The sequence below is a fragment of the Silvibacterium acidisoli genome, from assembly GCA_022870745.1.
In the GTDB taxonomy this organism is placed as follows: Bacteria; Acidobacteriota; Terriglobia; order Terriglobales; family Acidobacteriaceae; genus Silvibacterium.
On sequence record CP085323.1, the window covers coordinates 2531934 to 2553063 of the forward strand.

Here is a 21130-nt window from a genome sequence, read left to right on the forward strand (position 1 = left end):
GCCGGGCGGCCCACTCAAGCGCGAACTTGGCTTGAGTGGGGCACCCGGTCCCGTCTGAATTTCCAGATTCCGAAGATCACGGCCGCAATCAGCAGGCTGAAGAAAACCCACAAAACCGGTGTCGACCAGCCGGCCAGGTAATGCGACCAGAGGCGTATCACCCGTCTGCCATACGTCGCGCCAAGCCACGCAAGAAATCCGTAACGCGCAGCCCTCGCCAGCGAGAAGGACGCGAGGAACTGCCGCTTTGAAACGCCGAGCGCTCCGGATGCCACGAGGAATGGCATCAGTGGAATCGGAGGCGGCAAAATGGCCGCGGTTCCTACTGCGACCATGCCGCGCCCTTGAACCCAACGGCTGATTGGCTTGAGAAAACGCGCCGGGACATATCGCTGCAGCATGGCCTCGCCGCCCTTTTTCCCGGCAGCCCAGGTCATGTATCCCCCGATAATGCTGCCGGTGATCGCAAGTCCCCCCAGCAGCCACGGATTTCCGCGGTTCGCCGTCAGCAAGAGAAGCAGAAGATCTGTGCTGCCCGGCAGAGGAAGCGGGACGATCGAAGCATCGATAAAAGAGACCACAAAAACGCCGACCCCACCCAGATGGATGAGCCAGTGCGGCATCAGGTGGCGGTGCGCGGCGTGTTGCGGAGCGAAGCCCACGCCGTTTATGACGCGTGAAACCTCTTTAAAGTCAGAAATCTAATTGCGATTTATAGAAATTTGAGTTCGGGAATGTTCGTGAGGGCGCCGCACTCGGCCGCATAGCGATAAAACATCCCGAGGCCTTCGAGGCACGGCTGGTCCAGTACGTAATGAATGTTGCTGGAGAGATAGGTGCGCAGGGTGTCGGCCGGAACAGGTACCCGCACCGCCCACTCGCGAACCAGGTCCTCGATATGGGCCAGTCCATGGTCGCGCGATCGCTGGAAGTCTTCGACCAGTTCAACAGGGCTGACAGTTCCAGAATGGAACGCCTCACCACGCACGGCCCAGAAGGCCGAAACCCACGGCACGCCTGCCCAGCGGACCCATTCTTCGCCGAGGTCCAGATAGTCAAGCTTTTCGCCGGTTCGCTCTTCCCGCTCTTCACGATCTTCAAGAGCCAGCAGCGCCGGATCGCCGATCAACAGGGCGGCATCGGCGTTCTGCAACATGAGGTCGAGTTGCGGCGCGTGATTCACAAATTCCGGATCCGCCTTCCATAACTTTCGGAAGAGGATGCGCGTATACGTTGCGGAAGTGAGCGACGAGGTGTCGAGCGCAACCTTGCGAATGCCGGACAGGTCCGCGCCAGCGCGGGTCACCAGCAGAATCGACCGGATGTGGCCAAGCGAAGCCACCGTGCATCCGGGGATGATCTTCGCTCCCCCGATCCGTTCGTAGCCGGCTGCGGGAATCAGACCCACATCGGCCGAGCCTTCGGCGACACGGCGTGCGCATTCCGCTGGCGTGGAGAAGTGGATCTCATACCGCTGGAGCAGCTCGCTCCGCCTCGGTTCGTGTTCAAAATCCCACATCAGCGGGGCAGGATTGATGAAATCGATAGCAGCAAGAATGAACTTATTCTGAAAGTGACTCACTCCCCAGTTTAGAACAGGCTTAGCCTTCCGTAACCGGAAGACCTCCGCCGCCTATTGACTTCGCATCAGGCGGACAATACTCTCCGAGAAAATCCTTCATTTCAAACAGGTTTTGCGGACTCCGCTCCGCGCAACGGAGAATCGATGACACTGCTGACTTCGTCCGCATCGGCTGTTTCTGCCCTGACGGAAGAGCGCGTGAGCTGGCTTGCGCTTGCCCTTACCCCCCAGCTGGGCCCGCGTAGGATTTTGCGCGCGGTTGGCCGCGCTGGTTCTGCTGCCAGGGTTCTCGCGCTCGGCCTGACAGAGCTCGAGGCCCTTCAGCTCCCGGCAGAAAGCGTGCAGTTTATCGCCGACGGGCAGGCGCGGCGGGCTGCCGATCAACAGATTGAGGCCCTCGCGGCGACCGGCGGCGACTTCCTCACCTACTCCGACGATCTTTACCCGGAACGTCTTCGTGAGATCTTCGACCCGCCGGCCTTACTTTGGGTGCGCGGCAACGTCGAACTCCTGAGTGAGCCATCGATCGCCGTCGTCGGCACCCGCCACCCCACTCCCTATGGAACGGGTATGGCGGAGATGCTTTCGCGCGATCTGGCGCACAAAGGGCTCGTTATTTTGAGTGGAATGGCGCGAGGTGTGGACACGGCAGCACATAAAGGAGCACTCGCGGCCAAGGCCCCGACCATCGCCGTCTGGGGAACAGGCGTAGATGTGGTCTATCCGAAAGAAAATAAATCACTTGCCGAGCAGATCATTGCAGGCGGAGGGTCGATCGTCTCTGAATATCCGTTGGGGACCTATCCGGCCCCGCCCAACTTTCCTCGCCGGAATCGCATTTTGAGCGGAATGAGTGTTGGCGTTCTGGTAATCGAAGCAGCGGAGTACAGCGGCACCCGGGTGACCGCCCGCTGCGCGATCGAGCAGAACCGGGACGTCTATGCCGTTCCCGGAAATGTAACCACCAAGAACGCATGGGGCCCTAACACATTGATAAAGCAGGGTGCTAAGTTGACCGCGACCTGGGAGGATGTCTGGGAAGACCTGTCGACACCGGTGCGCGTGGCTCTGGAATCTCGTCACGGGGTTGCATCGGAAGTTAATACCACTGCATCTCTCTTTACGATTGAGCCGTTGCCCCCGAATGAATCCCGGGTAATGCAGGTGCTCCGCCACGACGAAGCCCTGCAACTTGACGAGATCATGGAAAAGCTGGAGGCTGACTTAAGCTCCTCCGAGGTATTTACGGCACTCTTCGAACTGGAACTTGCGGGCCGCATCCGTCAACTTCCGGGGAAGAATTACGTCAAGACCTTCTAGCCGAACAGGGCGGAAATCGGGCGGGGCGATGCAAGGCCATAACGGATCAGCGATTTACAGATTGTGGTATCGCCGGTTGAATCTGAAGGACAGTGACGAGCATCGAATGCGAACTGACAGCCGTCACTCCGGATGCACCGCGCACTCTGTTACTATCCGTTCCGGCTACAAAGGAAAATAATGAGCAAATCTCTCGTGATCGTCGAGTCGCCGGCAAAGGCAAAAACGATCAATAAGTATCTCGGCAAGGATTTCACCGTCGAAGCTTCGGTCGGCCACATCATGGACCTGCCGAAGAACAAGATCGGCGTGGACCTCGAAGACGGCACGTTTGAGCCGGAACTGATTGTCATTCCCGGTAAGGAAAAGGTCGTCGACCGCCTGAAGAAGCTGGCGTCGAAGGCGGAGAGTGTATATCTCGCGCCTGACCCTGACCGCGAAGGCGAGGCGATTGCCGCGCATCTCGAAGAAGTTCTCAAGGGCTCCGTCAACAAGAGCGCGATTCACCGCGTAACCTTTAATGAGATCACGCCCAAGGCCGTGCAGGCCGCCTTCCAGCACGCCCGCGCCGTCGACCGCAACCTGGTTGATGCGCAGCAGACTCGCCGCGTGCTCGACCGCATCGTCGGTTACCAGATCTCTCCTCTGCTCTGGGACAAGGTTCGCCGCGGACTCTCGGCGGGACGCGTGCAGACCGTCGCCCTGCGCCTGATCGTCGAGCGCGAACGGGAAATCAACGCCTTCAATCCAGTCGAGTACTGGACCATCGATGCGCTGCTGCAGCCGGCTCCGAAGGGGCAGGACTTCACCGCCCGCTTCATGGGTATCGACGGCAAGCGCGCCAAGGTTGAAACAGTAGATGCGCCGTCGCTGCCTGACCAGAAGCTGACCGACGCAGCCGTCGAGCAACTGAAGAAGGCTGACTGGTCGGTTCGCGATGTCGAGCGCAAGGAGCGCAAGCGCAACCCAGCGGCTCCGTTCACGACCTCGAAGCTCCAGCAGGATGCTTCCCGCCAGCTCGGCTTCAATGTGAAGCGGACAATGGGCGTTGCCCAGCGCCTTTACGAAGGTATCGATCTCGGCAGCAAGGGAACCGTCGGTCTCATCACCTATATGCGTACCGACTCGACCCGCGTCTCGCCCGAGGCGTTGTCCTCGGTGCGCGGCTGGATCCAGGCGAAGCTCGGTGACAAGTACCTGCCGTCGGCGCCGAACACCTTCAAGTCGAAGAAGGACGCTCAGGACGCGCACGAAGCCATTCGTCCGTCGGATGCGGAGCTGCATCCCGACGACATTAAGAAGTACCTCTCCGACGAGCAGTACAAGCTGTACAAGCTCATCTGGCAGCGCTTTGTCGCCTCGCAGATGATGCCCGCGATCTTCGACCAGACGACGGTGGACATCGTCGCCAAGGCCGATCGCAGCTACGACTTCCGCGTAACGGGTTCGGTGCTCAAATTCGACGGCTTCCTCAAGGTCTACCAAGAGTCGAAGGAAAAGAAGGACGAAGACGACGAAGCGCTTGCCAACAAGCTGCCCGCGCTGAACGCTGGCGACAAGCTCGCCCTGCAGGAACTGCAACCGGAACAGCATTACACCGAGCCGCCGCCACGCTACAACGAAGCGTCGCTGGTGAAGGAGCTGGAAGAGCGCGGCATCGGCCGCCCGTCGACCTACGCCTCCATCATCAACACCATTCAGGACCGCGAGTACGTCCAGAAGATCGGCGGACGCACGGGACGCTTTGTTCCGACGGAAATCGGCACGGTGGTGACCGGTCTGCTGGTCAAGAACTTCCCCTACATCTTCGATACCAAGTACACCGCCCGTCTCGAAGAAGAGCTGGACGACATCGAAGACGGCAAGGAGAAGTGGACCCAGCTGCTTGGCGGCTTCTACGGATACTTCGAGAAGGAACTCAAAGTCGCCGGCGAAAACATGGAAGACATCAAGCGGATGGAGAAGGCCACGGATCAGACCTGCGACGTGTGCGGTTCTCCGCTGCTGCTGAAGTGGGGCAAGTTCGGCTCCTTCTACGCCTGCAGCGCCTACGACAAGAAGAAGAAGGGTAGCTGCACCTTCACGAAAGAGAACTTCGAGGCGAAGCCAAACCTGAATGTCGCAGGCAGTGAGGAGGCAGAGCAGGAAGAAGAGTACTGCGAAAACTGCGGCCGCGTGATGGTGCTTCGCAATGGTCCCTGGGGCCCGTTCATGGCCTGCCCGGGATACAACGAGGATCCTCCGTGCAAGACGGTGCGCCGCCTCAATCAGAAACAGCAGCAGAAGCCCCCGCAGCCGCTGGACGAGAAGTGCCCGAAGTGCGGCGAGCAGCTTGTTCTTCGCAACGGACAGTACGGCGAGTTTGTTTCCTGCTCGGGCTATCCGAAGTGCAAGTACATCAAGCAGAACACCATCGGCGTAAAGTGCCCGCAATGCAAAGAGGGCGAGATCGTTGAAAAGAAGGCGCGCCGCGGCAACCTGTTTTATGGCTGCTCGGAGTATCCGAAGTGCGACTTCACGGCGAACTACAAGCCGGTTGACCAGAAGTGCCCGGAGTGCGGCTCACCGTACCTGATGGAGAAGACGCTGAAGTCAGGTGTCTACCTGGTCTGCCCGAACAACAAGAAGCCTTCGGCGGAAGAGGAAGACGCGCCGAAGAAGCGGAAGAAAAAGGGCGAGCCCGAGGGCGATGTGACCTGCAGCTACACCAAGCGGCTGCGTGACGCTCCTCCGCCGGAGCCGCCCGCAGCGCCTCCGACCGCGAAGACTCACGGTCCCGTTGTAGAACAACCTGTAGCCTGATCGAAGACAAGCAGAGCCCGGTGGAATCCTCCGCCGGGCTCTGCGTGCGTCAAGTGAAGCAGTATTTCAGCCCGGCAACATTTCGTGGGGAGCCCTGATGACAAAGCTGCGTTTCGCCTCCGCTGTTTCCATATTGCTGTCGCTCGCCTCAGCAAACGGCATCGCCCAGTCCAATACCGAGAAGTTGAATCAGCAGCTGATCCAGGCAGCAGAAGATGGCAACGCCGGCGTTGTAAAGACACTGCTGGCGCAGGGTGCGGATGTGGAAGGCCGCGACGACAGCGAGCAGACTGCGTTGAAGGTTGCCGCTGAGCACGCGAACGTCGAAGTGGTACGGCTGTTGTTGAGCAAGGGCGCCAGCGTTGATGCGAAGTCCAACTCCAAGGGAACAGCCCTCAATTGGGCCGTCGGCGGAGATGGAAAGATTCCCCGCACCGAATACGCGAGCCGCCTGGAAATTGTGCACATACTGCTCGACAAGAAGGCAAATGTAGAAGCGCCGACCTCGAACGGATACACACCCCTCCTGCTGGCCGCGCTGAATTACCGGAACACCGACATCCTGCAGGCCCTGCTCGACAAGGGCGCGAACGTCGAAGCCAAAGAGAAGCGCGGTATGACGGCACTGATGCTCGCGGCCGACGAAGATCATACCGAGGCCGAAACCATGCTGCTGGCGCATGGCGCAAAGATCGAGGATCAGGACGCGGATGGAGAAACGGCGCTGATGCATGCTGTCAGCGAGGAGCGCGTCGATTCGGTGGAACTGCTGCTTTCCAAGGGCGCGAAGATCGATGCCGTGGATAATCAGGGCCAGACAGCCCTGTTTCGTGCCGCCATCGACGACGACTCGAACTTCGACTGGGGAGGGAATTATGTGGAGGTCACGAAACTCCTGCTCTCCAAGGGGGCTAACGTCAACGCCAAGGACGATCAGGGGCACAGGCCGCTGGAAATGGCAATCAGGAACAGCAAAACCGAAGTCGCCAAGCTGCTGCAGGAGCACGGCGCCCATTAACGACGTTTGGGGATTGCATGTAATCTCTACGAGTGCTGATTCTCGTTAAGATTGGCAAAACTGATTTCTGAACCACCGAGGGATTTATGTTTGAATCGACTCTTGCCACGACCGATGACGCCGGCCTGATCCTGAAGCTGTACGAACTGCGCACCGAGGAAACATTGCGCAAGGCCCGCTACTGGATGGTGATCCGGTACTTCCCGGAGACGGCCGAGGAAGTGCTTGCATTGCTGGCCGACGCGACTTCGGAGAAGAATGCCTGGTTCCGGCAGGTGACTTCGTATTGGGACATGGCGGCATCCTTCGTTCTGCACGGCGCGCTGAACGCCGAGCTCTTCCTCGACTGCAACACGGAGCCGTTCGCGCTGTTTGCCCGCTTCGAACCGATGCTGCCCCAGATTCGGACCAAGCGCCCCTGGTGCTTCACCAAGATCGAAAGGATCGTCCAGGAGTTTCCCGAGGCCCGCACACTCGTGGACAATATGGCGAAGCTGATTCCGGAACGGCGCGAAGCAGCCCGCAAAGCTCCGCCGATGGACTAGGTAAAGGCAGGGCAGCCGAAAGATCTGGTAAGGTACCAGAGTCCGTATTTTTGGAAAAGAAGGTCTGGAAACAATGGCAAAGGCAGTATGGAACGGCAAGGTTATCGCGGAGAGCGACAAGGTTGAAACCGTGGAGGGAAACCTTTATTTCCCCGAGAGTGCGGTCAATCGCGAATACCTGCGCCCCAGTTCGACCACCTCGACCTGTCCCTGGAAGGGACAGGCTCGCTACTACAGCCTGCTCGTCGATGGGCAGGAAAACCAGGATGCCGCATGGTATTACCCCGATCCAAAGCCTGCCGCCCGAAACATCAAAGGCCACATCGCCTTCTGGCGGGGCGTCGAGATCGAGAAGTAAATCGAGCCGCAGATGTGCTTGATTCCAGGAAAGTTAGTATTTCGGGTCTAGAATAAGGCGAGGGTGGCTTTGATTGGCTGCCCTCCGCGCTTTTTGCTCCCCAAAGGAGATAACCCAATGAGTTCTTCATCCGCGGTCTACGCTGCTGTTCCTCCTATTCCAGGCGCCAGCCTTCGCGAAGATGTACAGATTTTCGAGTACAGCAAGGCCGCAAATCCCATCGAATCGGGTGCTACCCCCCGGATCCCTATTAAGGTTTTTGGGGCCGAACTCTACGCCGAGGGCGAAACACGCGCGGTACCCCTGAATCTTCAGGAAGATTTGCGCGTGCCTTATCCGGCGACCGGTCCCGGACTGCTGGCGAGTTTTCTGCACATCAATAAGGGTGAGAAGCTCGCGACATCTCCGAATGCGGGCAGCGAATTTTACTTCGTCATTCGGGGTAAGGGGCGTTCCGAAACTGCTGAAGGTGCGATTTCCTGGAAGGCCGGCGATTTTCTCGTGCTTCCTGGCCTCGAAGCCATCCATTTCGCTGAAGAAGATACCGCCTTTTACGTCGTCAACGATTCACCGCTCTTCGCCTATCTCGGAGCGCGCCGCTCGGAAAGCCGGTTTGCGCCTACGCTCTACACGCGTGAAAGCGTAATGGCGGAGCTCGAAGCAGCGAAGAACGATCCTGAAGCCTCCACGCGCAGCCGGGTGAGCGTGCTGCTGGCGAATAAGCGCTTTGCGCAGACGATGACCATTACGCACACGCTGTGGACGATGTTTGGCATTATCACGCCAGGCACTCGGCAGCTGCCGCACCGCCATCAATCCGTCGCGCTCGATTTCGTGGTTTCGGCGCAACCGGGCGTCTACACCCTGGTGGGCGAAGAGCTCGGCGAAAACGGCCTGATCAAAGATCCTGTCCGCGTGGACTGGGTGACCGGCACCGCTTTTGTGACGCCTCCCGGCTACTGGCATGAGCATGTGAACGAATCAGGCGCTGACGCTTACGTGATGCCCATCCAGGACGCGGGTTTACACACCTACCTGCGCACGCTGGACATCCAGTTTTACAAGGAAGACTAAGCAGATATCTGAATCGGGAAGCCGCCGGAGGTTCAGCCCGGCGGCTTTTCCTTTGCAGGATGCCGCAAGTCTGACCCCGCCTTTATGGCCTGATCCAAGACCTGCCGGTCTGTCCCTTTCTGCCCCTCATAACAGCTCATCCCACCATCATGCAGGGGTTTCAGGGCAGGATTCGAGAGGCAGAACCAACGAAGTCCGACCTCCACAACAGGCGCTGGATTTATGTGCCCTACGACCGGTTCACCGAGCGTACCGGGCCACTCACCGACCAGCCTGCAAAAGACACGGGCATCGTCATCGTCGAGTCGACGGCCAAGGCCCATCGGCGCCCTTATCACAAGAAAAAACTGGTGCTTTTGATCGCCAACATGCGCCACTTCGCTCTTGAGCAGGCCGAGCGCGGATGCAGCGTGCTCTATCATTTTTCTCCGAAGAGCCACGGTCAGGCGCTGGTTGCATTGCAGCCTGAGCGAGGCCTGCCTGAACTGACCATGATGCGTCCGGCGGAGCGCGAGTTACGCCTCGACATGGCGCAGGCGGTGCGTGACGGACTGAAGCTGAACGAGGTCCCGGACACCACGTGGCTCTCGACGGTAGAAGATTTCACCGGCGTCTTCGGGGCATACAAGGCGGGCAAGAGCTACGTGATGGACCGCTTCTATCGCCACATGCGCGAGAAGACCGGCATCCTGATGCAGCGAAGCAAAAAGCCTGTTGGAGGCAAGTTCTCTTTCGACACGGACAATCGCAGCCCGTTCAAGAACGAAGTCGCGGTGCCGATCCCTCCGGTCTATGAGCCGGATGCCATCACGCGCGAGGTCATTGCCTACATCGACAAGGAATACGCGCACCATTTTGGAACGACCGAAGGCTTCAACCTGCCCACGACACAGAAGGATTGCGACGCCATGTGGAAGTTCGTCGGCAAAAAGCTGCTGCCGATGTTCGGCCCATTTGAAGATGCGATGCGTGACGACCAGCCGCACCTCTTTCACAGCCGCATGTCGGCGCTCATCAATCTTGGGCGGCTGCTGCCTGCCGATCTGCTGCGAGAGGTGGCGGCGCAGGCGGATAAAGGAGAACTGCCGCTGGCGAGTGCCGAAGGGTTCATCCGCCAGATTCTGGGATGGCGTGAATTTATGCGCCATATCCACGAGCAGACCGATGGCTACCGGCTGCTCGATATCGCGCAGGAGAAACGCAGGAAACCTGTTCACGACAAGGCTTATCCAGCGCCCAGCGGCAAGCCCGATCCCTATGCGGGAGCCACGCCGTCAGCGCTGGGCGCACACCTGCCGCTGCCTGCCGTCTATTGGGGCGTGAAGTCGGGCCTGCGCTGTATGGATACCGTGGTCGAGCAGGTAGTCCACGAAGGATGGTCGCATCACATCACGCGGCTGATGGTGCTCTCGAACCTGGCGACGCTATGCGGATTCTCGCCGCGCGAGCTGACCGACTGGTTCTGGTTTGCCTATGTGGACGCCTATGACTGGGTCGTCGAAACGAACGTGCTGGGCATGGCCACTTACGCGGACGGAGGCGTGACCGCGACGAAGCCGTATGTCTCCGGTGCGGCATATATTAACCGCATGTCGAACTACTGCCGACGCTGTCAGTACGACCCTAAAAAGGCGACAGGAGAAGGTTCATGCCCATTTACCGCGCTTTACTGGACCTTCCTGGAGCGCAATGAAAAAGTGTTGGGCAGCAACTTCCGACTGCAGATGCCGTACGTAACCCTGCGCAAAAAATCGAAAGACGAAATGCGGGCTTTGCGCGAGCGTGCCGATGAGGCGATCGCCCACCTGCGGAGTTTCAAGCTGCCTGAATATTGAGGCGTCTGAATAAGGCTGTAGACAGGCTACCGGCTCGGGATGTAGTGTCTCTACATCATGGCTCGTCAACAGTATCGCAATCGCATTGAAATTCTTCAGGGCACGCTCGATCTCCTGGTGCTCGAGACGCTCCGTTGGGGAGCCCAGCACGGCTACGGCATCAGCCAGGTGATCCGTGCGCGCTCCGGCGAGGTCTTTCAGGTAGAGACCGGCTCGCTGTATCCCGCGCTCCATCGCATGGAGAAGCAGGGCTGGATCGAGAGCGAGTGGGGACAGACCGAGCAGAACCAGCGCGCGAAGTTCTACCAGCTCACCGCCGAAGGCAGGAAGCAGCTGGTGCGCGACCGCTCGAAATGGGAAACGCTGGTGGCCGCGATGGCCGGGGTGATGAGCCCCGAGACGGGAGCGTAAACCATGAGCTCCTGGCGCAGATTCTTCAGCAGTGAAGCGAAGCGGTCGGAGCTCGACGAGGAGATCGCCGCGCACCTGGCCATGGCCGAGGCCGATAATCGCGCCGCCGGAGCGGATGCTGCCACCGCCCACCACAAGGCAACAGCGGAGTTCGGCAACGCGGCGCTGGTGAAAGACGTCACCAGCAGTTCATGGGGATGGCAGAGGCTGGAATCCTTCGCGCAGGACGCGCGCTACGCGATCCGCCAGATGCGTAAAGGGCCGGGCTTCGCCTGCGCCGTGATCGGCACACTCGCGCTGGGTATCGGCGCAGCCACGGCGATGTTCACCGTGGTGGATCGCACCATGTTGCGGCCTTTGCCGTACAAGCATCCGTCGCGGTTGGTAACCATCTCGCCGGCAGGCAAAGATCAGAGGCTGGGTTTCCAGACTTCGTTTCCGGATATTCAGGCCTGGCGTGAGCAGGCCAAGAGTTTCGAAGGATTCGCCTTTTACAGACAGGTAAGCGGGCGCAGCTTCCTGAATGTAGACGGCACAGCCACGCAGGTGGCACTCACACAGGTAAGCGGAAATCTCTTTGGCCTGCTCGGAGTGACTCCTCAATTCGGTTCCGGTTTGCGTGCGCGTCCGGATACGCTGGCCGTCGCTGGAGACGATCACACTGTCGTTATCAATGACTTAGCGTGGCGCGAGATTTTCCATTCGGATCGGGGAATCGTCGGCAGGACAGTCCAGATCAACGACGAGCCTTATCGCATCCTTGGAGTGATGCCGAAGGGCTTCTATTTCCCCTACAACTCGATTACTCCGCAGTTGTGGTCTCCGATACAGCTAGGCGCTGACGATGCCAAGCGCAGTTATGCGTCGCAGTATCAGGTGATGGGTCGCGTGAAGGCTGGAATCACCATCGCCCAGGCGAATGCGGAGATGCAGCAGATTCAAATGCGAATCCAAAAGAGCATCGCGCAGCCGGACTGGGCCAAGGATATCGATCACATCAAGATGGATCCGTTTGCATCGATAGGCGCCGATAAGTCTACAAACCACGCGCTGCTTGCGTTGCTGGGTGCCTCGGGATTGCTCTGGCTGATCGCCTGTCTGAACGCAACCAACCTGCTTCTGGTGAAGGCATCAGTGCGCGCTCGCGAAATCGCAATGCGCGGTGCGCTTGGGGCAAGCCGCTGGAGATTGACACAGCAGTTGGTCATTGAAGGGCTCCTGTTAAGCATGAGCGCTGCGCTGCTGGGCATTGCGCTGGCGTTGTCAGCGATTACTCTCTTTAATCACCTGTTAAGCCATCTTCCGACTGCAGGGCTCGCACCCTTTGCGGGGATTGTGGCTGGTCTAAGCCCAAGGGTATTGCTGCTCCTCATTGCGCTCACAGTCATTTCAGCGATCCTGTCTTCGGCATGGCCCGCGTGGATGGCCGCGCGCTCACCTATAGAAGCAGCTCTGCGGCAGGGCGGAGCTCAAAGCGGGACAGCAAAGGGACAGAATCGTCTGCGCGGCGGGCTGGTCATAGCCGAGATCGCGATGTCTCTCGCGCTGCTCGCATGCTGTGGACTGTTGCTGCGCACAATCTATGCGCTGCGGCATACTCCGCTGGGTTTCCGTACCGATCACATTCTCGTGGCTAACATGGAGATTCCCACGTACCGCTTCGCAAAGATTAACGCGGCACAGGAAATCTATATGCCGTTACTGGAGCGAGCACAGCATTTACCGGGAGTGCAGTCTGCAGGTCTCGTGACGGAAGTGCCTCTTGGCAACACCTTCAACGTGATGATGTATCTCGAAGGTGACAAGGCGAAGGGGCTCGGTACCACCTCTTCCATGTTCAAAGCGGCGACCCCCGATCTGCAGAAAGTCTTCGGATTCTCCATTTTGAAAGGCCGTTACTTCAATGAACATGACACCCCGTCCTCTGAGCCGGTAGCCGTCGTCAACCAGGCTTTTGCCAAGGCGTTTGCGCCGCACGAGCAGGACCTCAATAAAGTAATCGGTCTTAAGCTCATGTCGATCAGTAATAAGCCTGGAGAAAAGAACGAGAATACGAAGACAACCATCATAGGCATTCTCGACGATATGCATCAGTGGAAGATCGGCGTGCAGGCGTCTCCCGAGATCCAGGTGTTGCCCGACCAGGTAAAGCCGGGCAGCAGCTTCTATGCAATACTCGAAGGCGTCGCGATGGATCTCGCAGTGCGCACGCAGCGTCCGCCGTCGGAGATGATTCCGCAACTGCGCGCGATTTTGAAGCAGGCAAGTCCTGAATTGGCCGACGCAAAGTTCAGCACTATGGACCAGATCGTCGAAGACTCCTTTGGCAGCCAGCAGCTTGCTGCGAAGCTGCTTGAAGTCTTTGCCGGTTCGGCGCTGTTGCTGTGCGTTGCGGGACTCTATGGCTTGCTCGCGTATGTCGTAAGCCAGCGCACGCGGGAGATGGGTGTCCGCTTCGCTCTCGGCGCTCAGAAGGAAGACGTAGTGTGGCTGGTGATGCGGCAGGCGGGCGTCCTGGTGATTGCCGGTATCGTAATCGGCATGGGGCTCGCGTATGGCGCAGGCCGGCTGGTGCAGAGTTTCCTCTTCGGCATCTCCGCGCACGACGGATGGACGCTGGCAGCGGTCGCGATTCTGCTGATGATCTGCGGAGGAGTTGCGGCGTGGCTGCCCGCGCGTCGCGCCGCAGGAGTGAACCCTGTTGAGGCGCTCCGCGCGGAGTAGCTTTGGACCTCAGCGACTGAAGCCGCTTTTGCGGCTGGACGAAACTCGTGGGGGCTGAAGCCCCCACGCTACCGAGTTCGTTGCAGCGAAGAACCAGTCAGCGCAAAACCGATCAGCTAAGAAACAGCCAGCCCGGAACCGGTTAGCGTGAATCGGTTCCGGGCTGAACATCACCACCGGCCGTTTCTGCGCTGTCCGCTTCTCAGCTGCTTCTAGTTCAATACGCTTGTAGCTGCACCAGTGGCAGGCGTATCTGGAAGCAGGTTTCTCCCGGTACGGATACGACGGTCACAAAGCCGCGATGGCGCCGTATCACGCGCTGCACCGTGTCAAGGCCGAGTCCTAGTCCGCTGCCCGGAGCCTTGGTGGTGAAGAACGGCTCGAAGATACGGTCCTTGAGAGAATCAGGGATGCCAGGGCCGTTATCCCAAACCTCGATAACTACCATTTCACCGGAGAGATGCACGCGCAGTGTGATTTTGCCGTGGTCTTGAATGGCATCGAGGGCGTTTTCGAGCAGCGCCATCCACACCTGGCTCAGCTCGCTTCCGTAAGCGGAGATGGCAGGGATGTCATTGGCATACCGGCGTTCGATCTCCACGTGCGCCAGCCGCGATTGCAGCATGGTGATCGTGTTGTCGAGCGCCTTGGGCACATCGACCTCCTGGATCGGCGCCTGGTCCATGTAGGAGTAATCCTTTATGGCGCGAATCAGGTCGAAGATGCGTGCGGTCGAGTCGAGCATGGCTTCGGCGATGCGTTCCGCGCGAACAGAAGACGCAAACTGTCCCAACACGACCGGGAGCGTTTCGGGATCGAGGACTTTCCCTATCGGCTCGAGATCTTCAGCGGTGACGCCAAGTTCGGCGAGCTCCGGAGAAATCTTCCAGGTTTCCTGAACGCCATGTGCCTTGAGCCAGGTCAAAATGCTGTCTTCCGCTGTCGCAAAGTTGGCAGGATCCGGAGGTGCTTTCTGCGCCTTCTGGCGGACGGCTTCCTGCCAGTCGCGCACTTCAAGCATGTGCTTTTCGTCGAGACAGAGTGCGCCAAGACGGAACTTCTCGCGTCCGTATACGCGCAGCTCATCGAGCAGTCCTGAAGCCGCGCGCTGGGCCGCCGAGGCTGGATTGTTCATTTCGTGCGCAAGATTGCCGGCGAGCTTGCCGAGCGCCGAGAGCTTCTCTGACTGCTGTTCAAGGCGCGTGACCTCGCGGACGCGATCGAGCAGGACCGAAACGCAGCGGCCTCCCAGCGACGGAACCGCCTTCAGCATCTCCGGAAACATCTCGCGCGGAAATTCGAGCGCCCAGGCATCGGTAATGATCTGGCCCTGGCCGCCGTAGGTTTTCATGCGCGAAAAGGGCAGCAGCCCGGTGATCATGGCAGTGCGGCCGATGAAGAGAGCGGATGGACCGGAGTGTTCCCGGCGTACATGAACTTCGCCGCGCAGCAGAATGGTCATGGTCTCCGCAGGGTCGCCTTCGCGAAAGACGACTGTGCCTGCGGGAATGAAGCGTTCTGTGCCGTGGGTTGCGAGCCACTCGAACTCGCACTCATCCATGCCCTGCAGGGGCGGTACGCGCTTCAGCGCATCGACGATCTCTGGCAAAGGGGTGGGACCCGGTGTGTGGTTGCGATCAGCCGAGTCCAGCGTAGGGGTTGAACTAGTAGTGCTCATAAACCGGCCTCTTTCGTCATGGTATCAGGGGCGGATGACGCGCCTGAGAATTGTGACTGGCGGAAACTAATAAGCGTCCTTACGCTGTTCTTCGATCTTGCGTCGCGGCATGACGTCGATTCTCGCATTCAACCGCGTCACTCCAATGGGCTTGTCGCTGCGTACGACCTCGCTGCCATCCTCGTCGAGCAGCAGCGCGGTAAAGCTGGTAACTGGAATATGAAAGTGTTCGCGAATCGCTGCCATCTCTTTCGCGCTGAGAACGGCATAGGGCGTATCGAGCGGTGTTGCATAACGCCGCGCATCGGGAACCACCGGGGTCAGCATCACGAACCGGTCCATCATGTCGTCTGCGGCTTCGTCGAGAAGCTTCGTCTGCTCCTTCAATCTGGGATCACTACCGCTTGGACTGAAGACCAGCAGCGGACGGTAGCAATGTCGCATCGCCGCAAGCGATCTAGGGCGCACCTGGCAATTCGAGCCAGCCTGACCCTGGGCAGTAACAGCGGAACAGAGTGCGAACGCGATAAGGAGCAACAGACGATTCATAGAGCTATAGACACACATGGCCGCGGCAGAAGATGCCCGCGGCCTGCATGCAGGTTAGAGGATTCACTAGGCCGTAACGAGGTTGGTCTGCGGCTTGCCGTCCTTGATCTCGACCGGGTCGAGGAAGGGCATTGCGGCGCGCAGCGTGTTGCCGACCTTTTCGATCGGGTGCTCGGCTTCGGTCTTGCGGATCTCGGTGAAGAACTTGCGGCCGGTCTTGTTCTCTTCCATGAACTTCTTGGCGAAGACGCCATCCTGAATTTCCTTCAGGAGCTTCTTCATCTCGGCGCGGGTCTGCTCGGTCACAATGCGCGGGCCTGCGGTGTAGTCGCCGTACTCGGCCGTGTCCGAGATGGAGTAGCGCATGAAGGCCAGTCCGCCGCGGTACATCAGGTCGACGATCAGCTTCAGCTCATGCAGGCACTCGAAGTAAGCAATCTCAGGCTGATAGCCAGCCTCGACCAGAGTCTCAAAGCCAGCCTTGACCAGCTCCGCAGTGCCGCCGCAGAGAACAGCCTGCTCGCCAAAGAGATCGGTCTCGGTCTCTTCAGAGAAGTTGGTCTCGAGCACGCCCGCACGGGTGCAGCCGATGGCCTTGGCATAGGAGAGCGCCAGCTCAAGCGCCTTGCCCGAGTGGTTCTGGTGAACGGCTACCAGGCCCGGAACGCCGCCGCCCTCGGTGAAGACTTCGCGCACGCGATGGCCCGGCGACTTGGGAGCAACGAGCGAAACGTCAACGTTCTTCGGCGGATCGATGAAGCCGAAGCGGATGTTGAAGCCGTGCGCAAACATCAGGGTCTTGCCCTCGGTCAGGTGCTGCGCGATCTCGGCCTTGTAGGTGTCAGCCTGTGTGTGATCCGGCGTGAGGATCATGATGACATCGGCCCATGCAGCGGCATCGGCGATGGACTGGACCACCAGGCCGGCATTCTTCGCCTTGTCGATCGACTTGCTGTTGGCTGCGAGTCCTACGTGCACCTCAACGCCCGAATCCTTCAGGTTCAGCGCGTGTGCGTGGCCCTGCGAGCCGTAGCCGATAATGGCTACCTTCTTCTTCTGGATGATCGAAAGGTCGGCATCCTGATCGTGATAAGTCTTTGCCATTCTTCTTCCTCTTCTCTTCGTTGGTTGAATTTCTGGTTTAAGGACAGATCCTATTGGGGCAACTTTGCTTCTTCGTCAACGATCGCGTCGTCGTCGGGAGAAACCGTCTCAACTTCGGATTCCTTCAGCGGTACGCGCATGGCGTCAAGCACGCGGCTGGTGTGCTGTCCACGCCGCATCACCATCTTGCCGGTGCGCGAAACTTCGAGAATACGATCCTCGCTCTCGTTGAGCACCTGGATAAGGCCCTCAATCTTGCTTTCGACACCGGTGATCTCGATCATCAGCGACTCGGGTGCAAGATCGACGATGCGCGCGCGAAAGACTTCTGCAAGTTCGAAGATATGCGAGCGCGTCTTCGGGGTCGCGGCTACTTTGATCAGCGCAAGCTCGCGCGTTACGCTCGAGTGCGCGCTGACGTCATCCACCTGCAGGACGTCTTCGAGCTTGTAAAGGCTGGCCATGATGCGATGGCCGGCAGTCGGCGATGCATCGGAGACGATGGTCATGCGCGAGACGCCGTTCTTCTCCGAGCGCCCCACTGTGAGAGAGACAATGTTGACGTTCAGGCGGCGGAAGAGGGAAGCCACGCGCGTCAGCACGCCTGGCTTGTCTTCCACGATGGCAACAAATGTAAGCAGCATACTTAAACGTCCTGTGCGGTTTCGATCAGCGGATTCTTCTCGGGTCTGCGGATCATCTCGTGCAGAGCAGAACCAGCCGGAATCATCGGATAGACGGAATCTTCCTTCTCCACCAGGAAGTTGATCAGGAACGGTCCCTTGTGCGCGCGCGCTGTCTTGATGGCCTCCACAGCTTCGGTGCGCGTGCGCACCGTGGCTCCGGAAATCCCATGCGCTTCCGCCAGCTTCGCAAAGTCCGGGCTGAGGATCGGCGACGACTGGTAGTTCTTGTCATAGAAGAACTCCTGCCACTGCCGAACCATGCCGAGATAGCCGTTGTTCACGATGGCGATGTTGATGTCGAGGTTCTCCTGTGCAATCGTCGAAAGCTCGGATGCGGTCATCTGGAAGCCGCCGTCACCGGCGATGATCCAGACTTCCTTCTCCGGGCACGCAACCTTCGCGCCGATGCCTGCGGGCAAAGCAAAGCCCATGGTGCCGAGTCCGCCGGAGGTAATCAACGTGCGAGGATCTTCGTGCTTGTAATACTGCGCCTCCCACATCTGGTGCTGACCCACATCAGTCGCGACAATGGCCTTGCCATCAGTCGCGTGCCACAGGTCGTGCATGACGTGCGCGGCATAGAGATGGCCGGTGTCGGGCAGGTTCTGAATGTCCTTCACCGCGCAATCGCCCTTCGTCGCGTCGATCTCCGTCAGCCATTCCGACTTGCCGGTATTGCGCGGGCTCAGATGCGGCAGCAGTTGCTCCAATACTTCCGCGAGGTCGCCGATCAGCGCAACATCGACCTTGACGTTCTTGTTGATCTCCGCCGGATCGATCTCGATGTGAATCTTCTTCGCGTTCACGGCATAGGTCGAGAGCGAGCCGGTTACGCGATCATCGAAGCGCATACCGCAGGCAATCAGCAGATCCGATTGCTGGATGGCATGGTTGACCCACGCCTCGCCGTGCATGCCCATCATGCCCAGTGCCAGCGGATGCGAGGCAGGGAAGCCGCCAAGCCCCAGCAGCGTGGTCGCCACCGGAATCTGCAGCCGTTCGACCAGCGCCAGCACCTGCTCGCGTGCACCCGACTGAATGATGCCGTGACCAGCGAGAATCACAGGACGCTTCGCCGAGCGGATCATCTCCGCGGCCTTGAGAATGGACTCATCCTCGAAGCCGAGCATGGGATGCGGACGATAGGCATCGGGAGCGGCAGCTTCGAAATCGAAGAGCGCCGACGCCTGCTGCGCGTCCTTGGTGAAGTCGACCAGCACCGGTCCAGGACGGCCCGAGCGGGCCACCTGCATGGCTTTGCGAATCGTCGATGCAACATCTTCCGGACGCGTGACCATGTAGTTCTGCTTGGTCACAGGCAGCGTGATGCCGGTGATATCGACTTCCTGGAAGGCATCGGTGCCAAGCGCCTTGCTCGAAACCTGTCCCGTGATGCAGAGCATCGGAATCGAGTCGAGCATGGCCGTGGCGATGCCGGTCACGAGATTGGTCGCGCCAGGGCCAGAGGTAGCGATGGCGACGCCGACCTTGCCCGAAGCACGCGCATAGCCGTCAGCCATGTGCGAAGCACCCTGCTCATGGCGGACAAGAATATGGCGGATCGGAAACTTGCGCAGCGCGTCATAAACAGGCAGGATCGCGCCACCCGGATATCCGAAGACCTCGGTCACGCCTTCGGCTGCAAGCGTGGCCCAGAGGATTTCGGATCCGGTTAAACGTGTACCGGTGGACTTTTCTTCACCCATCTCAGTGCTCCTTTAACAAACCAGGAAGAAACGATATTTAGTTCGTCACCGCGCCCTGTGCAGCGGAGGAAACAGTGTTGATGTACTTGCGGAAGACGCCGCTCTTGTAACGCGGCTCGGGCTTCTTCCAGTCCTTCATGCGCTCTGCCAGCACTGCGTCCGAGACCTCAACATCGAGCTTGCGGTTCGGAATATCGAAGTGGATCATGTCGCCTTCGCGTACCGCGGCGATTGGGCCGGCATCGACAGCTTCCGGTGCAACGTGGCCGGCCATCAGGCCGCGCGTGGCTCCGGAGAAGCGTCCGTCGGTCAGCAGGGCAACCGTCTCGCTCAGCTCAGGAATGCCGGCAACGGCAGCCGTAACCTGCAGCATCTCGCGCATGCCCGGACCACCCTTGGGGCCTTCGTAGCGAATTACGATCACATCGTTCGGCTTGATCTGGCCCGACTCGACGGCGTGGAATGCATCCTGCTCGGCGTCGAAGACGCGTGCCGGTCCACGATGCTCAAGACGCTTGTGTCCGGCGACCTTGATGACGCAGCCTTCGGGAGCAAGATTGCCCTTGAGGATCACGAGTCCGCCTGTCGGCTTGATCGCGTTCTCGAGCGTATGGATGACAGGCTGGCCCGGCGTCTCGACGGCGAGCGCAGCTTCCTCGGCAAGCGTCTTGCCGGTGACGTTGGGCAGCGAGCCGTCGATGAGTCCGGCCTCGATCAGGCGCTTGGCCAGCAGACGGCTGCCGCCTGCCTCGTAGTAGTCAACGGCAACATAATTGCCGCCCGGCTTCAGATCGCAGAGTAGAGGAGTACGGTTGCTGATGCGGTCGAAGTCGTCGATGTCGAGCTTGATTCCCATCTCATGCGCGATGGCGAGGAAGTGCAGCACGGCATTGGTCGAACCGCCGGAAGCAGCAACCGATGCGATAGCCGTCTCGATGGACTGCGGAGTGATGAGCTTGCTGGGGCGCAGGTCGTTGCGCGCCGCCTGCATGATGAGGCGTCCTGCTTCGCGCGCGGATTCGAGCTTCTCCGGCAGAAAGGCCGGAACGCCCGAGAGACCGATCGGTGATATGCCGAGGAACTCGCAGGCCATGGCCATGGTGTTCGCCGTGAACTGGCCGCCGCATGCACCAGCCGTAGGACAGGCCGCGGCTTCAACTGCTTCGAGCCCTGCATCGTCAAGCTTGCCTGCAGCGTGCGATCCGATAGCCTCGAAGACGTTTTGAATGGTGATATCGACGCCGTTCAGCTTGCCCGGCTTGATCGAGCCGCCGTAGACCATCAGCGAAGGGATATCGAGACGAGCCAGAGCCATCACGGTCCCGGGCATGTTCTTGTCGCAGCCGGCAATGGCGACGAGGCCGTCGAAGAGGTTGCCACGTGCGACCAGTTCCACCGAGTCGGCAATCACTTCGCGGCTGATCAGCGAAGCCTTCATGCCTTCCGTGCCCATGGTGATGCCGTCGGAGATAGTGATGGTGTTGAACTCCATCGGCGTGCCACCTGCTTCGCGGATGCCCTGCTTTACAGCCTCGGCGATATCGCGCAGGTGGAAGTTGCAGGGACCGATCTCGGTCCAGGTATTCGCAATGCCGATGATCGGCTTGTGTAGGTCTTCCTTCGAGAAGCCAACGCCGCGCAGGTAGGAGCGCGCGGCCGCGCGGTTCGGGCCTTCGGTCAAAGGCACGCTGTACTTCTTCGGATTATGGCTTCCGTTGCTCTCGTTCGAACTCATCGC

17 protein-coding genes are annotated in these 21130 nt (G+C 59.5%); 9 read left to right on the forward strand and 8 right to left on the reverse strand.

Annotated elements, in window-relative coordinates; translation table 11 throughout:
- Positions 1–14 precede the first annotated feature (14 nt).
- Together LJD29_RS10610 and LJD29_RS10615 are read right to left on the reverse strand one after the other, a co-directional pair.
- A complete protein-coding gene (locus LJD29_RS10610; RefSeq protein ID WP_446745730.1) occupies positions 15–662 on the reverse strand; it encodes a VTT domain-containing protein in 648 nt (215 codons plus the stop codon).
- A 50-nt stretch (positions 663–712) separates the two neighbouring features.
- Positions 713–1582 (reverse strand): menaquinone biosynthetic enzyme MqnA/MqnD family protein, encoded by an 870-nt coding sequence (locus LJD29_RS10615; RefSeq protein WP_446745731.1) that lies wholly within the window; start codon positions 1580–1582, stop codon positions 713–715.
- A 144-nt stretch (positions 1583–1726) separates the two neighbouring features.
- Here LJD29_RS10615 and dprA point away from each other — a divergent pair, with 144 nt between their 5' ends.
- The 9 genes from dprA (at position 1727) to LJD29_RS10660 (ending at position 13669) form a co-directional block, all read left to right on the forward strand.
- Positions 1727–2902, forward strand: a complete 1176-nt coding sequence (gene dprA, locus LJD29_RS10620) for a DNA-processing protein DprA (RefSeq protein WP_446745732.1) — start codon at positions 1727–1729, stop codon at positions 2900–2902.
- 180 nt (positions 2903–3082) lie between these two features.
- A complete protein-coding gene (gene topA, locus LJD29_RS10625) occupies positions 3083–5704 on the forward strand; it encodes a type I DNA topoisomerase (protein WP_446745733.1) in 2622 nt (873 codons plus the stop codon).
- A gap of 97 nt (positions 5705–5801) precedes the next feature.
- Positions 5802–6722 carry an ankyrin repeat domain-containing protein gene (locus tag LJD29_RS10630; RefSeq protein ID WP_446745734.1) on the forward strand — a complete coding sequence of 307 codons (921 nt, stop codon included), beginning with the start codon at positions 5802–5804 and terminating at the stop codon, positions 6720–6722.
- Positions 6723–6808: 86 nt separating this feature from the next.
- Positions 6809–7267 carry a DUF4760 domain-containing protein gene (locus LJD29_RS10635; RefSeq protein ID WP_446745735.1) on the forward strand — a complete coding sequence of 153 codons (459 nt, stop codon included), beginning with the start codon at positions 6809–6811 and terminating at the stop codon, positions 7265–7267.
- A 73-nt stretch (positions 7268–7340) separates the two neighbouring features.
- The gene (locus tag LJD29_RS10640) at positions 7341–7625 is read left to right on the forward strand and encodes a DUF427 domain-containing protein (protein ID WP_446745736.1); all 285 of its coding nucleotides are present in this window, start codon (positions 7341–7343) and stop codon (positions 7623–7625) included.
- Positions 7626–7742: 117 nt separating this feature from the next.
- A complete protein-coding gene (locus LJD29_RS10645) occupies positions 7743–8699 on the forward strand; it encodes a cupin domain-containing protein (protein ID WP_446745737.1) in 957 nt (318 codons plus the stop codon).
- A gap of 224 nt (positions 8700–8923) precedes the next feature.
- Complete coding sequence (locus tag LJD29_RS10650; protein WP_446745738.1) at positions 8924–10534, forward strand: cryptochrome/photolyase family protein; 1611 nt, start codon at positions 8924–8926, stop codon at positions 10532–10534.
- A gap of 57 nt (positions 10535–10591) precedes the next feature.
- Complete coding sequence (locus LJD29_RS10655) at positions 10592–10945, forward strand: PadR family transcriptional regulator (RefSeq protein WP_446745739.1); 354 nt, start codon at positions 10592–10594, stop codon at positions 10943–10945.
- Positions 10946–10948: 3 nt separating this feature from the next.
- Positions 10949–13669, forward strand: a complete 2721-nt coding sequence (locus LJD29_RS10660) for an ABC transporter permease (RefSeq protein WP_446745740.1) — start codon at positions 10949–10951, stop codon at positions 13667–13669.
- A gap of 217 nt (positions 13670–13886) precedes the next feature.
- Here the strand turns inward: LJD29_RS10660 and LJD29_RS10665 are convergent, their stop codons facing one another.
- From LJD29_RS10665 to ilvD, 6 genes are all read right to left on the reverse strand, one after another.
- Positions 13887–15347 carry an ATP-binding protein gene (locus tag LJD29_RS10665; RefSeq protein ID WP_446745741.1) on the reverse strand — a complete coding sequence of 487 codons (1461 nt, stop codon included), beginning with the start codon at positions 15345–15347 and terminating at the stop codon, positions 13887–13889.
- A gap of 66 nt (positions 15348–15413) precedes the next feature.
- Positions 15414–15791: a DUF4174 domain-containing protein gene (locus LJD29_RS10670; protein ID WP_446745742.1), complete on the reverse strand. Its 378-nt coding sequence runs from the start codon at positions 15789–15791 to the stop codon at positions 15414–15416.
- Between the two features lie 171 nt (positions 15792–15962).
- Positions 15963–17000 carry a ketol-acid reductoisomerase gene (ilvC, locus tag LJD29_RS10675; RefSeq protein ID WP_446745743.1) on the reverse strand — a complete coding sequence of 346 codons (1038 nt, stop codon included), beginning with the start codon at positions 16998–17000 and terminating at the stop codon, positions 15963–15965.
- A 50-nt stretch (positions 17001–17050) separates the two neighbouring features.
- A complete protein-coding gene (gene ilvN, locus LJD29_RS10680) occupies positions 17051–17644 on the reverse strand; it encodes an acetolactate synthase small subunit (RefSeq protein WP_446745744.1) in 594 nt (197 codons plus the stop codon).
- Between the two features lie 2 nt (positions 17645–17646).
- Positions 17647–19392 (reverse strand): biosynthetic-type acetolactate synthase large subunit, encoded by a 1746-nt coding sequence (gene ilvB / locus LJD29_RS10685; RefSeq protein WP_446745745.1) that lies wholly within the window; start codon positions 19390–19392, stop codon positions 17647–17649.
- A gap of 37 nt (positions 19393–19429) precedes the next feature.
- On the reverse strand, positions 19430–21127 hold the full coding sequence (gene ilvD / locus LJD29_RS10690; protein ID WP_446745746.1) for a dihydroxy-acid dehydratase: 1698 nt from the start codon (positions 21125–21127) through the stop codon (positions 19430–19432).
- Between the last annotated feature and the right edge of the window lie 3 nt (positions 21128–21130).

What these genes read in the sequence shown, in the direction of transcription:
- dprA (WP_446745732.1), top strand. Translation starts at nt 1,727, where the DNA reads ATGACACTGCTGACTTCGTCCGCATCGGCTGTTTCTGCCCTGACGGAA.
- topA (WP_446745733.1), top strand. Translation starts at nt 3,083, where the DNA reads ATGAGCAAATCTCTCGTGATCGTCGAGTCGCCGGCAAAGGCAAAAACG.
- LJD29_RS10630 (WP_446745734.1), top strand. Translation starts at nt 5,802, where the DNA reads ATGACAAAGCTGCGTTTCGCCTCCGCTGTTTCCATATTGCTGTCGCTC.
- LJD29_RS10635 (WP_446745735.1), top strand. Translation starts at nt 6,809, where the DNA reads ATGTTTGAATCGACTCTTGCCACGACCGATGACGCCGGCCTGATCCTG.
- LJD29_RS10640 (WP_446745736.1), top strand. Translation starts at nt 7,341, where the DNA reads ATGGCAAAGGCAGTATGGAACGGCAAGGTTATCGCGGAGAGCGACAAG.
- LJD29_RS10645 (WP_446745737.1), top strand. Translation starts at nt 7,743, where the DNA reads ATGAGTTCTTCATCCGCGGTCTACGCTGCTGTTCCTCCTATTCCAGGC.
- LJD29_RS10655 (WP_446745739.1), top strand. Translation starts at nt 10,592, where the DNA reads ATGGCTCGTCAACAGTATCGCAATCGCATTGAAATTCTTCAGGGCACG.
- LJD29_RS10660 (WP_446745740.1), top strand. Translation starts at nt 10,949, where the DNA reads ATGAGCTCCTGGCGCAGATTCTTCAGCAGTGAAGCGAAGCGGTCGGAG.
- LJD29_RS10665 (WP_446745741.1), bottom strand. Translation starts at nt 15,347, where the DNA reads ATGAGCACTACTAGTTCAACCCCTACGCTGGACTCGGCTGATCGCAAC.
- LJD29_RS10670 (WP_446745742.1), bottom strand. Translation starts at nt 15,791, where the DNA reads ATGCGACATTGCTACCGTCCGCTGCTGGTCTTCAGTCCAAGCGGTAGT.
- ilvC (WP_446745743.1), bottom strand. Translation starts at nt 17,000, where the DNA reads ATGGCAAAGACTTATCACGATCAGGATGCCGACCTTTCGATCATCCAG.
- ilvN (WP_446745744.1), bottom strand. Translation starts at nt 17,644, where the DNA reads ATGCTGCTTACATTTGTTGCCATCGTGGAAGACAAGCCAGGCGTGCTG.
- ilvB (WP_446745745.1), bottom strand. Translation starts at nt 19,392, where the DNA reads ATGGGTGAAGAAAAGTCCACCGGTACACGTTTAACCGGATCCGAAATC.
- ilvD (WP_446745746.1), bottom strand. Translation starts at nt 21,127, where the DNA reads ATGAGTTCGAACGAGAGCAACGGAAGCCATAATCCGAAGAAGTACAGC.